Annotated in this window: 12 protein-coding genes and 2 pseudogenes; 8 read left to right on the top strand and 6 right to left on the bottom strand. The window is 41.4% G+C overall.

Going from position 1 to position 15,318, the window contains the following annotated elements; all coding sequences use genetic code 11:
- Positions 1–588, bottom strand: a pseudogene (locus ORD22_RS09490) (RNA-guided endonuclease TnpB family protein); the annotation flags it as partial.
- A 308-nt stretch (positions 589–896) separates the two neighbouring features.
- A complete protein-coding gene (locus tag ORD22_RS09495) occupies positions 897–1,220 on the bottom strand; it encodes a YbjQ family protein (protein WP_317645718.1) in 324 nt (107 codons plus the stop codon).
- Between the two features lie 212 nt (positions 1,221–1,432).
- Here ORD22_RS09495 and putP point away from each other — a divergent pair, with 212 nt between their 5' ends.
- Together putP and ORD22_RS09505 are read left to right on the top strand one after the other, a co-directional pair.
- Positions 1,433–2,917 carry a sodium/proline symporter PutP gene (putP, locus tag ORD22_RS09500; protein ID WP_317645719.1) on the top strand — a complete coding sequence of 495 codons (1,485 nt, stop codon included), beginning with the start codon at positions 1,433–1,435 and terminating at the stop codon, positions 2,915–2,917.
- 78 nt (positions 2,918–2,995) lie between these two features.
- A pseudogene (locus ORD22_RS09505) lies at positions 2,996–3,768 on the top strand (MerR family transcriptional regulator).
- A gap of 43 nt (positions 3,769–3,811) precedes the next feature.
- Here ORD22_RS09505 and ORD22_RS09510 read toward each other — a convergent pair.
- Positions 3,812–6,040 (bottom strand): S-layer homology domain-containing protein, encoded by a 2,229-nt coding sequence (locus ORD22_RS09510; protein ID WP_317645720.1) that lies wholly within the window; start codon positions 6,038–6,040, stop codon positions 3,812–3,814.
- Positions 6,041–6,188: 148 nt separating this feature from the next.
- Here ORD22_RS09510 and ORD22_RS09515 point away from each other — a divergent pair, with 148 nt between their 5' ends.
- The 4 genes from ORD22_RS09515 to pstA all read left to right on the top strand — a co-directional run bounded on the left by ORD22_RS09515 (position 6,189) and on the right by pstA (position 10,383).
- Positions 6,189–7,370 (top strand): MalY/PatB family protein, encoded by a 1,182-nt coding sequence (locus tag ORD22_RS09515; RefSeq protein WP_317645721.1) that lies wholly within the window; start codon positions 6,189–6,191, stop codon positions 7,368–7,370.
- A gap of 160 nt (positions 7,371–7,530) precedes the next feature.
- Positions 7,531–8,499, top strand: coding sequence for a PstS family phosphate ABC transporter substrate-binding protein (locus tag ORD22_RS09520; RefSeq protein WP_317645722.1), 969 nt, complete (start codon positions 7,531–7,533; stop codon positions 8,497–8,499).
- A gap of 78 nt (positions 8,500–8,577) precedes the next feature.
- A complete protein-coding gene (gene pstC, locus ORD22_RS09525) occupies positions 8,578–9,516 on the top strand; it encodes a phosphate ABC transporter permease subunit PstC (protein WP_317645723.1) in 939 nt (312 codons plus the stop codon).
- A 3-nt stretch (positions 9,517–9,519) separates the two neighbouring features.
- Entirely contained in the window at positions 9,520–10,383 is an 864-nt protein-coding gene (gene pstA / locus ORD22_RS09530; protein ID WP_317645796.1) for a phosphate ABC transporter permease PstA, read from the top strand.
- On the opposite strand, the gene ORD22_RS09535 is transcribed toward pstA, so the two are convergent.
- The 3 genes from ORD22_RS09535 to ORD22_RS09545 form a co-directional block, all read right to left on the bottom strand.
- The gene (locus ORD22_RS09535; protein ID WP_317645724.1) at positions 10,330–11,526 is read right to left on the bottom strand and encodes a class I SAM-dependent methyltransferase; all 1,197 of its coding nucleotides are present in this window, start codon (positions 11,524–11,526) and stop codon (positions 10,330–10,332) included. The genes pstA and ORD22_RS09535 overlap by 54 nt on opposite strands.
- A gap of 22 nt (positions 11,527–11,548) precedes the next feature.
- Positions 11,549–12,280 carry an oxygen-insensitive NADPH nitroreductase gene (gene nfsA / locus ORD22_RS09540; protein WP_317645725.1) on the bottom strand — a complete coding sequence of 244 codons (732 nt, stop codon included), beginning with the start codon at positions 12,278–12,280 and terminating at the stop codon, positions 11,549–11,551.
- A 97-nt stretch (positions 12,281–12,377) separates the two neighbouring features.
- Entirely contained in the window at positions 12,378–12,845 is a 468-nt protein-coding gene (locus ORD22_RS09545) for a nucleoside deaminase (RefSeq protein ID WP_317645726.1), read from the bottom strand.
- Between the two features lie 173 nt (positions 12,846–13,018).
- Between ORD22_RS09545 and ORD22_RS09550 the strand changes: the two genes are divergently transcribed.
- Both ORD22_RS09550 and hflX read left to right on the top strand, forming a co-directional pair.
- Positions 13,019–13,720, top strand: a complete 702-nt coding sequence (locus ORD22_RS09550; RefSeq protein WP_317645727.1) for a VOC family protein — start codon at positions 13,019–13,021, stop codon at positions 13,718–13,720.
- A gap of 56 nt (positions 13,721–13,776) precedes the next feature.
- The gene (gene hflX / locus ORD22_RS09555; RefSeq protein WP_317645729.1) at positions 13,777–15,045 is read left to right on the top strand and encodes a GTPase HflX; all 1,269 of its coding nucleotides are present in this window, start codon (positions 13,777–13,779) and stop codon (positions 15,043–15,045) included.
- Positions 15,046–15,318: the final 273 nt, after the last annotated feature.

A 15,318-nucleotide genomic window follows, 5' to 3' on the forward strand; every position in this document is an offset into this window, starting at 1 on the left:
ACTTACGTAAAGTTCAGCCATCGCAAAATCTAATCCAACGATACTTTCTATTTCTTTCTGAACGATTTCTTTTTCATATTCAGTTAAGATAGAGACATAATATGCGCCTGCTGGTGTCATAGAAATTGTACATGACTTAATCGTATGGTTTGGAGGGATCGTGCGATGTTGTTTGATTTTGACAAGTTTAAGTTTTGGTAATTTGATATGACCAGCTAGCAACATAATATTGCCATTCACTACATTCGTTTTATAGGACTTTCTGGACTTCTTACTTTTGAATGTAGGAAAATCAGCCGTGCCATTGAAGAAGTTTTTATATGCTGTTTGCAAATTTAGTTGAGCATTTGCTAGAGCTAGAGAATCTACCTCTTTCAGCCATTCAAACTCTGTTTTGTATTTAGCAGGGGTAGGCAGTTTTTGCTTCTTCAGTTCATCTTTGTTGTCTTTGTACTTCTCATACGCTTCTTTTCGTTCGGCTAACATCTTGTTATAGACAAATCGAACACAGCCGAAGGTTTTACGTATAAGACATGCTTGTTCATCTGTTGGATACAAGCGGAATTTGTAGGCTTTATTATGTGTAGTCGTGTCATTTCACCTCACTTTTATAGGCATTGATAAACTTCGTCATTTTGGTATATTATTGTTTAATTTCACTGATATACCACCTTTATTCATTATACTACGGATTGGATACAAGCGAAAAATAAAAAGCAACCGCAATTACTTTTTAGCTATCGCCTATCCGAAATTCATCTCCACCTTACCGTAGGGCTTCATCCTTCATACGTTTGAAGGTGGAGACTTCTTTCGAAGAGCCGTTAAATGTAATAAATAGTACGAATCATCTTCAACACATCGCCTTCAACGATTCATTTAGAGAGGCATCGCAGTTATTCTCCATCTCGATACGTAACGGCAGTGCCGGTTGCGATGCACATCATCATACCTTCACGTACCATTTCAAAATCCAAGTCCACACCAATCACAGCGTTCGCCCCCATAGCGCTTGCTTTGTGAGACATCTCATCGATAGCCGTCTGACGAGCTTCAGTCAGTTTACTTTCATAGGCTGAACTACGCCCGCCTACGATATCCGTAACGGATGCAAAAATATCCCGCACAATATTCGCTCCCATGATCGTTTCTCCTGATACAATCCCGTGATACGTTTCAATTGTTCGACCTTGCAGTGTATTCGTTGTCGTGTGTAACATATGATCTCCTCCTTTTGTTTGTACATATACGTTACGTAAGAGGAGAAGGTTTCAAAAAGGGTTGGACAATAAATCGCAAAAAATTGTATGTCATTTCCCGGGGAATACTATCGAGAAATGTAGTTCCGATCTACGAATCTGATGATAGTTGTTTAAAGGGTGCTAATCATCAGGTAGAATAGATATATTAATAGTAAAAAGGAGGGGATTGTATGGCGGAACAAATGTATCAGCTTATATCAATCATTTTATACATGGCAGCGATGCTGTTTATCGGTTGGTATGCGTTTAGACGGACGTCGAATCTGACGGACTATATGTTAGGCGGACGCTCGCTTGGTCCAGCGGTTACAGCGTTGAGTGCGGGTGCTTCGGATATGTCTGGCTGGCTATTGATGGGGCTACCGGGTGCTATTTATTTAAGTGGACTTGGCGAAGCATGGATTGCGATTGGCTTAACGATTGGTGCGTATTTAAACTGGCTCTTTGTAGCACCGCGTCTTCGTGTATACACGCAAGTTTCGAATAACTCGATCACAATTCCGAGTTTCTTAGAGAACAGATTAAAAGATACATCTCATTTACTGCGGGTAGCTTCTGGAATCATAATTTTAGTATTTTTTACATTCTATGTGTCTTCAGGTATGGTAGCGGGAGGAAAGTTCTTTCAAAGTTCATTCGGTTTAGAGTATCATACGGGGCTGTTAATCGTATCCGCAGTCGTTATTGCATATACGCTATTCGGCGGGTTTTTGGCAGTAAGTTATACCGACTTTGTCCAAGGACTTATCATGTTTTTGGCATTGATCTTAGTTCCATCGGTCGGGATCTTTATTACAGGGGGCTTTTCGGAAACAGTTGCAAGTATACGTCTGGCAGACCCTACGTTGTTTAACTTTGTATCAGGTGTCAGTGTTGTAGGGATTATATCATCGCTCGCATGGGGGCTCGGTTATTTTGGCCAGCCGCATATTATCGTTCGATTCATGGCGATTAGTTCAGTAAAAGAGACGAAGAGTGCAAGACGGATTGGTATCGGTTGGATGTTGTTAAGTTTGCTTGGTGCCATTGCGACAGCCTTTGTAGGGGTTGCGTATTTCCAACAGAACGCTACTGAACTGGCGGATGCGGAAACGGTCTTTATTGTTCTAGGACAAATTATTTTCCATCCACTTATCGCGGGTATTATGTTGGCGGCTGTATTAGCTGCAATTATGAGTACGATTTCTTCTCAATTAATCGTTACTTCATCTGCGCTAGTAGAGGATTTATATAAAGCGGTTTTCAAAACGACTGCTACCGATCGTCAATACGTTTTCTTAGGACGTGTAGCGGTTCTAGTTGTGGCTATCGTTGCGATGATTCTCGCTTGGCCGAATAAAGAATCGATTCTAAAACTAGTATCGTTCGCTTGGGCAGGGTTTGGTGGCGCATTTGGACCGATTATCTTATTGACGCTTTATTGGAAAAAGGTCACTGTCAAAGGCGCGTTATTCGGTATGATTGCCGGTGCGATTACGGTAGGCATTTGGGGCAGTGTGAAGGTGCTCTCTAGTTCGCTATATGAGATCGTACCGGGATTTATTATTTGTTTAGTCGTAACGTATGTAGTTAGTTTGATAACATATAAAGAAAATCCAGAAATTACACGTGAGTATTATGAAACGCTTGAGATGCTTGAAAGAGAAAAGTACTAAATACAAAAGAGCTGCCTGCATATGCGAAGGTGGCTCTTTTGCGTTTGCTTATACTAACTTTACTATTTGATTACATGAATGAAACTTTTAATTGACTCTAACGTAACGGTAGGCTTTATAGTAGAAGTAGAGAGGGGGAGAACACTATTGAAAGTGAAGGAAGTATCGGAGCTGACAGGTATCAGTATTCGCACACTGCATCATTACGATGACATAGGGTTGCTCGTTCCTGATCAATTGACAGAGGCAGGTTATCGCCTATATTCAGATGAAAACATAGCTGAACTTCAGCAAATATTATTCTTTCGTGAACTTGGCTTTTCATTAACACACATTAAGGAATTGCTAAGTAGTCCAGCATTCAAGCGGCTGGAGGCTCTTGAATTGCAGCGCGACATGTTGATACAAAAGAAGTCGCAACTGGAGATGATGCTTGCAACGATCGATAATCCGAGAAAGGGGGGAATAAAATGACGAATGAAGAGAAATTCAAAGGTTTTGATTTTGGAAAAAATCCTTACGAAGAGGAAGCGAAGGCTCGCTGGGGTAAGAAAGCAATTGAGCAAACGAACAGCCAATTTACTGAAGAGATTCAAGAAGAAATGAATCGGATCTACTATAAGCTTGCGGATATTAGACATTTAAAGGTTGATTCCATTGAAGCGCAAGATGCTATTGAGGAATGGTTTTTATTGCTGAATCGTATGGGCAGTTATTCACTAGATGCGTTTAAAGGGCTTGGAGAGTTGTATGTGGCGGATGAACGGTTTACAAAAAATATTGATCAGTTTGGAGAAGGTTTAGCTAGGTTTATGCGGGATGCGATGAATGTGTACGCGGAGCAGCAATAAAAAAGCAGAGACGAAAGTTTTACATCGTCTCTGCTTTTAGCATTTATAGCGCATCTGTCACTTCGTCACCTTCAGGTAAATACTCAGATAACCCTATACTTTTTAAGCCCTTTTTAATCTTCGTCGTATAGCCGAGCTTTTCATTCGATAAGAAACCCGCCTTCGAAATAATGAGTTGCTTTAATGTAGGTAAGTAGCTAGCATCGACTTGTTGCCATAACTGGTAGGAATCGATTAAATCTTCAAGTGTTAGATGTAAATAGTCGTCACCTTTGAATGATTTGTCAGGCGAGATGCGGTACCAAATATCACCGTTATCACGAATCCATTTGTTTTTATCATAGACGATTGCTTGTTGGATACTGCGTGCTGTCTGAAGATATTTCCAATCGCCAAATTCTTGGTAAGCCATAAGCAATATATTCATACCGCCAAGCGCATGATTCATGGAGGTATGTGTTGTTACTTGCTGATTGATAGGGAAATAGTCCGCGATGTAATAAGCGTCTCTCGCTACTGTTATCGTATTGCCTTTACGTTTTTGCGAGACGAGTAAATCGGCATAGTTGCGTAAAGGTTCCTTAGCGGAAGGGATCCCGAATTCACCACCGATATTGTAATAAAATAAAGCAATCTGTTCATTGAATCGCGTATCGATAAATGGTGCATGAATGTCATATAAATGCTTGAGATAGGTGCTCGTTACTTCAGTTTCCCAATAATCTTTGTCTTTTTTGAAGTTCTTTAAATTCACAAATGCGTTATAAACTAGGACTTCAAAATAACGATCTTTCTGTTCATGATACAGTGTCAAGGCGCGATCTTCTTTTAGCATAAGTAGCAAGCGACCATAATTTTGTCCGGATGCTGGCATCGGTTCTGTAGATTCTGCTAGTTTGTTGTACGGACCATCTGCTGTATACCAATTATTTCGTTTCCGATGATTTTGACTAGTCTCTCGCATCCAACGGAAGATATTCTCTTTTGATTGGAACAGTGGCTTGTCAGAATCGACATACCAATGATCAGTGACTTCGTCGGTATTTGCTTGCAGTGTGTAGACGGATAATAAGGTCTTTCCCGCTACAGCGTATGAAAGATTCTCCTGCTCACCAAGAAGTTCCCGCGTTACACTTTGTTCGTCGTTATCATAGTGCATAGATAATTGTTTTGATTGATACGCTTGTCCAATCATTCGTTCTTCCACGGTACCGTCCGTCTTGATGAAGCGTAGTACCCCTGTCGGATAGGAGGTCATATCAGAATCAACCGCATTTTTATTTAGACGCATCAGTGGATAGCGGTCGAAGCGATATAAGTCAAAATGCGCTACGTCTTCTTCTTTTTGTAATACATCGACGGTGACGGGTACGTTAGATGGATTTGTGAGTTTTGAGAAGACAAAAACGTCTTGATTATCAAAGTCCCGAACAGTTAGTTCAATTTCTGCTCCATTTCTTCCTACCGCATAGGTGTAGACTTGATCACGCGAAAAGCCGTAATTGATTCGTTTAAAGTCCTTATACATAAATGGTTCTGTCGAGCGTATGTAAAGTGGATGATTATCGAACGGTACGCTTCCTAAATGAAGGGATTTATCAACCGGACTGTAGTTAGCAGATTCTTTTACAGTAGATAACGTATAGAATTTTGGTTGTTTAATACGATTAGTTTCCACTAATAGTTGATGTAGTGCTTTAGAGAAAAAGGCTCTTGAAGCTAGCGGCTCGCCATACGCTAAAAACTCTTCTGTCGTTAAGAAGTGAAAGTTGGTAACGTCCTGTAGCGTCACTTGATCTCTACGTGCAGGCCAAATCTTCGGTAATACCTTTCCGCCATTATTTTTTAATTCAAAGGCAGCGACCAATGCATCCCATAATTCTTGCTCAGTCATTGGATCATCAAAGCCAAATGTTCCAGAAGACTTCGGTTGTAACCAGCCATTTTCTACAGCTGTTGACGCAAAGAGTGCTTTGTCAGAACCTGTTTTTACGTCGGAAAAGCCATAAGGATTATCAAGTAATTTGGAGCCGAAAATCTTGGATAAGGAAACGGCTACCTGTCCTTTTGTTAAGGGGGCATCTGGATGGAATTGCATATCATAATCACCCGTGATGATTTTCATTTCATCTAACTGCATGACTTCATTTTTCGCCCAGTGGTGATTGGGGATATCGATATATTTCACGTCTGCCATACGCGCACTAACAGACTGTATAGAACAGAAAAATAGTAGTGTTGCCAGAATAATCATGGCATGCCATTTGTTCAAATGTACAACCTCCAACGTAATTCCATTTCAATACTATAGTATACAGCAAAAGAATTATTAGCGACAACATAGGTAGTGAAAGAGGACATATGATACAATCTGAGAAGACTGATAGGTAGAACAATCGAAAAGATCGGGAGGCTTTACTATGAATAAAGAAGAGTTTTTAGAGCGTTATGCAATTGAGCGAAAAGGTACAAACTCGTTGAAGTGGGACAAACTAGAAGAACGTTTCGGTGATGCAGATCTACTTGCAGCATGGGTAGCGGATATGGAATTCAAAGTACCTGAGCAAGTAGTGGAAGCGATTATGGAGAAAGTGAATCATGGTGTGTTCGGTTATACATACGTTCCAGATTCTTATTATGAAGCGTTTATTCATTGGGAACGCGAGCGTCACGGCTACGAAGTACAAGCGGAATGGATGCGTTTTTCGACAGGTGTCGTGACGGCGCTTTATTGGTTTGTCAATGCGTTCACGAAACCGAAAGATGCGGTCATTATTTTATCGCCCGTCTATTATCCGTTTGCTAATGCGGTGAAAGATACAGGACGTACGCTTGTTAGTAGTGAACTTATTAATACAGATGGTACGTACACTATTGACTTTGAAGACTTTGAAAAGCAAATCATCGACAATGATGTGAAATTGTTTATCCATTGTACGCCTCATAATCCAGTGGGTCGTGTGTGGACGGCTGAAGAAGCGGAGACACTATTGGGCATTTGTGACAAGCATGATGTACTAATCGTTTCTGATGAAATTCATCATGATATGACATTTGGCGATCATACACATATTCCATCTGCAATTGTCGCAGACGGCAAGTTCTCTGAACGTATAGTAACAGTGACAGCAGCTTCGAAGACATTTAACTTAGCTGGCTTATTGACATCGCAAATCATCATTGAAAATGAAGCATTGCGTGAGCAGTTCGATCAATTCGTCAAATCGGTCAATCAAACAGAAGTAAACTTGCTTGGAATGACTGCTTCCGAAGCAGCATTCCGCCACGGTGCGGATTGGCTTGACGGGTTGCGAGCAGTCGTCAAATCAAATGAACGCTATGCAGTTGAACAATTCACTGAGCATGCACCAAAGTTAGTTATTACACCACTTGAAGGTACGTATTTACTATGGATTGATCTTCGCGCGTATATTCAGCCGGATGGCGTCAAAGAATTCATCCAAGATACATGTAGACTAGCAATCGACTACGGCGAGTGGTTCGGAGAAAATTCTAAAGGGTTCATTCGCTTGAACTTGGGAACAGAGCCACGATATATTAAACAAGCAGTAGATAGTATTATCGAGCACTTACCTCAATAATAGAACTGGCAGGGAGCGGATTGATGTACTCAATTCCGTTCCTTTTTTTTTGAGTTTTTCACTACTTAACAAAACCTTTACATAGTATCCACACTAGCTTTACATTCAACCAGTATAGTCTTACTTGTAGAAGAGATTACTAATACGAGGAGCGATCAGGATGCAGTTGAAAAAAGCAGGATGGTGGGTAGGTCTTTTATTCGCGGCCGTATTTATGGTAGCGTGCAGTAACACGGAAGCCGACGGTTCAAAAGAAGATGCAGAAACGAATGAACCGGAAAAAATGGAAGGTAGTGTCGTGATCGATGGTTCAGGAACTGTGTATCCGTTAATGGCGAAAATTGCTGAAGAATATATGGTAAACGAGCAACAGGATGTTTCAGTAGAAGTTAGTCGTGCAGGGACCGGGGCTGGATTTAAGAAGTTTTTAGTAGAAAATGGCACCGATTTTAATGATGCATCCCGTCCGATCAAAGAGGAAGAGAAGGCAGAAGCTGAGAAACTAGGGATGGAAATAAAAGAATTGAAAGTTGCGTTAGATGGATTAACATTCGTTATTAACAAAGAAAATGACTGGGCAACTGAAATGACACCTGAACAATTAATTAGTATTTTCGTAGCGGGTAGTGACGTGAAAAAGTGGTCAGACATTAATCCAGATTGGCCAGCTGAAGACATTAAACCGATGGGTCCAAACGAAAACCACGGAACATATGAGTTCTTCTATGAAAAAGTAATGGAAGAAACAGATATGAGCGAGCACGTAAACTTGCAGCAGGACTATTCGACGTTAGTAAATCTAGTATCTGAAGACAAAAATGGTATTGCATTCTTTGGCTATGGCTATTATGCGAATAATACGGATCAACTACAAGCGGTCAGCGTCGATTTTGGTAATGGAGCGGTAGAACCAGCACTTGATACAATTTCAGAAGAAGGAGCTTACGCACAGTTTACGCGTCCGGTATTCACGTACTTAAATGTTGATCACGCAAAGGAAAATCCACAAGTATTAGATTTTGCGAAGTACGTCATAGAAAATGCTAATAAACTCTCAGCGGAAACAGGCTTTGCACCAGTCCCAGAAAATGAATTAATCGAGAATCTAGAATTCTTGAGCAGTCTGTAAAACAGACTTCATACGTACGATGTGGCGGGAGGGAGAAGAAGTTCTCCACTCCCGCCGTTACATATAGGGAGTGAGAATATGGTAACGAGACAGGTGACTTCAAAAGAAAGTCATTTCCAGCAAGTTGCAGCAAGGCACCAGCGCCGGGCAGCGCGTGAACGATGGATTCCCATTGGATTATTTTTGCTGACCTTTCTATCAATTATCACAACTGTGGGCATTGTCGTTGTGCTATTATCCGAGACGGTCAGCTTTTTTCAGCGTGTCACTATAACAGAATTTTTCACCGGTACGGTACTGAAACCTTTGAGTCAGACTCCGCAATTTGGTGTCTTGCCACTGCTTCTTGGGACGATTTTATCGACTGTCATCGCGATGGTAGTCGCGATTCCGTTCGGCTTGATGACTGCTATTTATTTGAGTGAATATGCTTCTGCTCGCTGGAGAAAGTTTTTGAAGCCGGCATTAGAATTATTGGCAGGGATTCCGACGATTGTTTATGGATTTTTTGCCTTCACTTTTGTGACACCGGTCTTACGAGAATGGATTCCAAGTTTACAAGCGACGAATTTATTAAGTCCAGGTATCGTTATGGGGATTATGATCATTCCAATGATCGCTTCACTTTCAGAAGATGCGATGCGATCTGTACCGAACGCCTTGCGCGATGGTGCATTTGGTTTAGGTGCAACGAAGCTAGAAGTAACAAGGAAAGTAGTTATTCCGGCAGCCTTATCAGGAATTATCGCATCGGTTGTACTAGGAATATCGCGTGCGATTGGGGAAACGATGATTGTTACGATTGCGAGTGGTAGCTCAAAAAACTTCACGCTAAATGTTACAGAATCCATGCAAACAATGACGGCTTATATTGTAGAAGTAACAGGCGGGGATGCTTCGGCAGGCACGACGATCTATTATAGTCTTTATGCTGTAGCTATGACGCTATTTGTCTTTACGCTCGCGATGAACATGCTGGCACGGTATATTTCCAATCGATTTAAGGAGGAATACTAAGTGATGACCCAAGGGCATTTACGATTTCGTATGATCAGTAATCAATTCGCACGGTTTGTCTTTCTTTCAGCTTCTTTGTTCGGTTTACTTGTACTGTTCATACTATTGTATCGAGTGATTGAACAGGGAGCTGGTTGGCTTAACACCGGATTTTTGACAGGACGTCTTTCTACACAGCCGGATCAAGCGGGAATTAAAGGTGCTATTTTCGGTACATTGTGGCTAATGGCAGTAGTTATACCTCTTACTACGGTGATAGGTGTGGGAACAGCTATCTATTTAGAGATGTATGCAAAAAAAGGGAAATTACGTAGTTTAATTCAAACGAATATTGCAAACTTAGCAGGAGTACCTTCAATCGTTTATGGAATCCTAGGTATGACACTTTTTGTACGTGCGCTTGATTTTGGTAATAGTGTGTTAGCGGGTGGTTTGACGATGGCACTACTGGTGTTACCGATTGTCATCGTTTCTAGTCAGGAAGCTATGCGTGCGATTCCGGGGTTTTTAAGTGAGGCTTCTTACGGGTTAGGTGCTACGAAATGGCAAACCATTCGATCGGTTTTATTGCCTGTCGCATTGCCGAGTATTATGACGGGGTCTATTTTAGCATTATCTCGAGCAATTGGTGAGACAGCGCCACTAGTAGTCATCGGGATCCCCGCATTGTTATTGCCGATCCCGATGAGCATTTTTGATAAATTTACGGTGTTGCCGATGCAGATTTATTACTGGACAATTGATTCGTCACTGCTTGCGGAGTACGCAAACTTAGCCGCCGCAACAATCATTGTGTTGTTGACGATTTTGTTTTTATTGAATGCTACTGCTATCGTTATTCGGAATAAATTTGAGCAACGCTTTTAATTCATTTTCCAAAAAAGGCGTAGCTTGCAATAGATCTCGGAATGCAACGTAGCGCTCGATTTGCGCTTGACTCGGTTTCTTGTCATTGCGATATGCGCGGATCAAAATATTTTTTGGTGTATGTTCCATATCGATGAATTCAACGAGTTGTGCTTCGTAGCCGACCAATGTTAGTAACTCTGCACGGATCGAGTCGGTTGCTAATGCTGCAAATCGTTCTTTCACTAAGCCGTGTTGTAGCATAACGTTAAGTGCTGGAGCTTGCAACTGAGTAAACAGTTCATGCTGGCAGCACGGTACGGAAAGAATAACGGAAGCTCCCCATGTGACCGCTTTGGCAAGTGCCATATCGGTAGCCACATCACATGCATGCAATGTCACGACCATATCTACAGCTGTATCTCCGCTATACTCATTGATATCTCCAACTAAGAATTCCAGATGATCGTACTGTAAATCATGTGCGATTTTTTGGCATTCCTCAATTACTTCTTTTTTTAAATCCAGTCCCGTAACACGGATATCCAAGCCTTTTTCAATCCGTAAATAATGATATAAGGCGAACGTTAAATATGACTTGCCAGAGCCGAAATCCAAAATACGGATGGGACGGTCTTTTGGCAAGTGAGACAGTGTATCGTCGATCAATTCAACAAAGCGATTGATTTGACGGAATTTGTCATGCTTCTGGTTTTTCACTTTACCTTCTGGTGTTTGTACACCTAAACGAATGAGGAATGGATAGGGTGTACCTTCTTTTAACGCATATTGTTTGATGCGGTTATGTGCATAATCGACGGTCTTTTCTGTATCCAAAAATATTCGTTTAATCGAAACTTTCATCTTTTTGGAAATTTGAATCTGTATCGTTTCGTTCGTCAAATCGATATGGAATTGTTTATAGTTTTCAAGTGCTTGTTGTAATGGTAGCGCTACGTCATCATAGGCAACATTTTCGTGCTTGAGAACGCGTTCATGTTGATACTCAAACTGGATATGAAATTCATCCCTTAGTTCGATAGGTTTCAGTTTGATTCGTTTGATTTCATTGGACTTCAATCGGGGCTGACTAATTGTTGCACGAATGAATGATCCATCTGTCATGCGTTTCTGGAGAAGTTCCAGTACGTCATCTACTGACATAGGTTGACACTCCTGTCTTTCTTCAGTTAAAGAGGAATCCTTGTTTCTCCAAGAACGCTTTTATATGTGGACGTTTGGGCGTTTCTAGGAAGTCTGCCATTTCTTCCGTCCATTTTGCATCCCGTTGATTGGACTCGCGGCTTGCGTAGTATTCTTGCATGATTTTATCGTATGCAGGTAATACTTCTTTATATTGCTCTTCGTTGTACGTATTTTCGTGTAAAACTGCTTCTATTGGCAAACGAGGTTTTACGCCATTTGCTTCGTTTGGAACACCGATGGACATGCCAAATAAAGGTACAACACCTTTTGGTAATTCTAATATGTTTGAAATTTCTTCAATTTCATTTCGTACTCCACCGATATAGCAAATGCCATACCCTTTTGACTCGGCTGCGATAACTACATTTTGAGCGAATAAACCTACATCAATAGCGCCTACTAAGACGTTTTCTGCTACTGAGTAGTCGATTTCACGGCCATGTAAACGAGCAGCATGTGATAAACGATTATAGTCCATGCAGAACACTAATGTCGCACCTGCTGTATAAAATTGGCGACGGTTTTTAGATAGTTCGGCTAGTTGGCCACGCTTCTCTGTATCTGTTACATAGATGACCGAGCAAGCTTGCACAAAATGTGAACTAGCCGCGTGTTGGCCTGCCTTGATTAATTCTATAATTGTTTCTTTTGAGATAGGCTCATCTTTATAGCGACGTACAGATGAGTGAGATGTTAATAATTCGATAACCATGTAATCCCTCCGCATTCATTTTCTTAAGAGCAGCATGTCGCTCCTAAAACTCTACTATTATCCTACACTATTCTGACCTTTCGGGAAACATTGAAGCTTATTTTGTTTGTCGGTTATCCCACTCAATAAAAGGAGCTGTCGCGTTAGCGGATTTTCGTTGGATGAATGGAATTGAGCGCTTTTCTGGTGTTAGTTGCTGATCGCGGAAGAAATTTTTCAGTGGATTCGCAAAGCCAACTTCTTCGTAGGCGTCTTGCTTACTACAGGCGTAGTAGATTTCACCGATAGTTGCCCAGTACGAAGCACCTAGACACATTGGGCATGGTTCGCCGCTCGCATATAATACGCAGTCAGATAAATCAAGAGTCTGCAATTTAGCGCAAGCCTCTTTTATCGCTAGTAATTCTGCATGAGCAGACGGATCGAATGTGGAGTCTACTAGATTCGTACCTGAACCGATGATTTTACCGTCTTTGACAATGATTGCGGCAAATGGTCCACCACCGTCTTTGACATTTGTAATCGCCATTTCAATTGTATGTTCCAACCACTTTTCATGATTCATTTGAAGCTCCTCCTGTCGAATATTCAAATTTCCCGGGAAATATTGACCGGAATCCTGTATTCATCATACAAAACTTTAGTAATCTAGACAAAAAACAGAGGAAAGACTGAAAATGATGAACGGCTGTGCTTGTTTGGTATGATAAAGAAACAAACGATCAGGAGGGGAATGTGATGAAGCTAGATCATGTCGTGTATTTTACCGATAAAAAATTGACGGACGTTGTCTTGGAACAGCAACAACAGGGAAATGAAGCAATTATGGGTGGACGCCACGAGCAATGGGGAACAGCTAATGCTTTGTTTTATATGAATAACGGTTACATTGAATGGCTGACGGTGGAAGATGACAGTAAGGCAAAGCAAGCAGCGAGCACGCAACCGCTCGTCGCACAGTTTCTTCATGATCGATTAACTGGCGATGGCTGGGCAACGGTCTGTTTCTCTGTCGATAACATGGAAGAATGGAAAGAAGAGCTCGACAATAAAGGGTTTCAAACGACAGCTATTCTTGACGCTTCTAGGAGGACGGAAGACGGACAGTTGTTACGCTGGAAGATGCTGTTTGTAGAGCAAGACGTGACGAGCGAATTGCCCTATCCATTTTTCATAGAGTGGGAAGAACCCGAAGAATCACGGTTTACTAGATTAAAGGAAACAGGCGCACGTACTGCTAAGCAACTAAAGAAAAAAATTACAGAATGTATCTTTCACGTGGAAGATCCATTGAGGGAAACAGGCGAGTGGGCAGTCTTGCTGTCACAGAAAGTAGGCGACGAAAATGACATCCAAGTTGGCGATGTTGTGTTTCGCTTCGCGGAAACGCAAGATCAACCTGAACGTTTAACGGCTGTACGTTTTTCAACGAACGGTTAGTTAGCGTAACAACGGGTAAACTACTTATAAAGATGTGTCCGGGGAGGATGTTGGGGATGGATGTATTAATAGAAGAGGCCGTAATTATCGGCGTCCATGAACAAAAGGATTTGCATTTTGAATATGCGATGGAAGAACTGCGTAATTTGGCGGAAGCGATTGATGTAAAGGTTATAGGGGAAGTTACGCAAAATCTAGAGCGTAGACATCCGGGCCATTATATCGGTAAAGGTAAGATGGATGAAATTCGCGAAGTGTACGAAGAAACGGGTGCGAACTTGTTGATCTTCAACGATGAATTATCACCTTCACAATTACGTAATTTAGAGAAAGAACTGGAATGCAAAATTATCGATCGTACGATGTTAATACTTGATATATTTGCTCGACGTGCGAGAAATAGAGAAGCTCAAATGCAAGTCGAACTCGCACAGTTGCAATACACATTGCCGCGATTAGTCGGTTTACGTGCGTCACTTAGTAGACAAGGTGGAGGTACGGGTGGCGGCCTTCAAAACAAAGGGGCAGGTGAAACAAAACTTGAACTGGATCGCCGGAAAATTGAAGACCAGATTGCCAAGCTTCACCGTGAACTAGAACATGTACGCGACCAGCGCGAAACGCAACGCAAGCAACGCGTGCGTAGTGGTATTCCTGTCGTTTCAATCGTAGGCTATACGAATGCCGGGAAATCCACGCTGATGAACCGCCTGTTGCAGTATACCGATGCTGATGAATCAAAGGAAGTCAGTGGAAAAGATATGTTGTTCGCCACACTAGAGACAGCTGTACGAAAGATCAAACTACCTGACAAGAAAGAGTTTATTTTGACGGATACGGTAGGATTTGTCTCGAAGCTACCTCACCATTTGGTCCAAGCATTCCGTTCGACGTTAGAGGAGGCAAAAAATGCGGATTTATTATTGCATGTCGTCGATGTCTCGAATGTAGAACACGGACATATGATGGACGTGACAAATGAAACACTACAAGATATCGGAGTAGAGAGTATTCCGACGGTAAATGTCTACAACAAAGCAGATTTGGCGAATGTTATTTATCCACGTGTACAAGATCAAAGTATTTGGATGTCTGCTAGGGAGAATGAAGGTATACCTGAGTTGCTGAAATTAATTCAGAAAAACTTATTTAGAGAATACATTACGTGTAAGTTATTAATTCCGTATGATCGAGGAGAAATTGTCTCCCAGTTGAATGAGAATGCAGCTGTAAAAGCTACTGCGTATGAAGAAGAGGGCACACTGATGACTGTTGAAATGCCCGAAAGTGAATATGAGCGATTGCAAGAGTATGTATTGAAGTAATGGAAAACAAAAAAAGTGCTGCACGCGCAATGCGTGCAGCCAAATCCTTTTTTCTTTATAAGAAGAGAAAGGGGGTGGGATATCTTTAGTTTGCCCACTACACATAGTTTTAAACCTTATCCGAAAAATTAAGTCATACTACTCATGTTAATCGTTTTAATTGCCTATGAGTGGGTTGGGTAGATTTGGTAGGAAGGGTTCGATTCTGTATATACTCCTATAACTTTGAACCTTTTTCTTAGCCCTACCGTACAACTAAGAGAAGCCAATATG

This window comes from Sporosarcina sp. GW1-11 (genome assembly GCF_033088395.1).
GTDB lineage: Bacteria > Bacillota > Bacilli > Bacillales_A > Planococcaceae > Sporosarcina.

Bases quoted from the DNA above. Each gene is read 5' to 3' on its own strand.
- ORD22_RS09495 (WP_317645718.1), bottom strand. From the start codon at position 1,220: ATGTTACACACGACAACGAATACACTGCAAGGTCGAACAATTGAAACG.
- putP (WP_317645719.1), top strand. From the start codon at position 1,433: ATGGCGGAACAAATGTATCAGCTTATATCAATCATTTTATACATGGCA.
- ORD22_RS09515 (WP_317645721.1), top strand. From the start codon at position 6,189: ATGAATAAAGAAGAGTTTTTAGAGCGTTATGCAATTGAGCGAAAAGGT.
- ORD22_RS09520 (WP_317645722.1), top strand. From the start codon at position 7,531: ATGCAGTTGAAAAAAGCAGGATGGTGGGTAGGTCTTTTATTCGCGGCC.
- pstC (WP_317645723.1), top strand. From the start codon at position 8,578: ATGGTAACGAGACAGGTGACTTCAAAAGAAAGTCATTTCCAGCAAGTT.
- pstA (WP_317645796.1), top strand. From the start codon at position 9,520: ATGACCCAAGGGCATTTACGATTTCGTATGATCAGTAATCAATTCGCA.
- ORD22_RS09535 (WP_317645724.1), bottom strand. From the start codon at position 11,526: ATGTCAGTAGATGACGTACTGGAACTTCTCCAGAAACGCATGACAGAT.
- nfsA (WP_317645725.1), bottom strand. From the start codon at position 12,280: ATGGTTATCGAATTATTAACATCTCACTCATCTGTACGTCGCTATAAA.
- ORD22_RS09545 (WP_317645726.1), bottom strand. From the start codon at position 12,845: ATGAATCATGAAAAGTGGTTGGAACATACAATTGAAATGGCGATTACA.
- ORD22_RS09550 (WP_317645727.1), top strand. From the start codon at position 13,019: ATGAAGCTAGATCATGTCGTGTATTTTACCGATAAAAAATTGACGGAC.
- hflX (WP_317645729.1), top strand. From the start codon at position 13,777: ATGGATGTATTAATAGAAGAGGCCGTAATTATCGGCGTCCATGAACAA.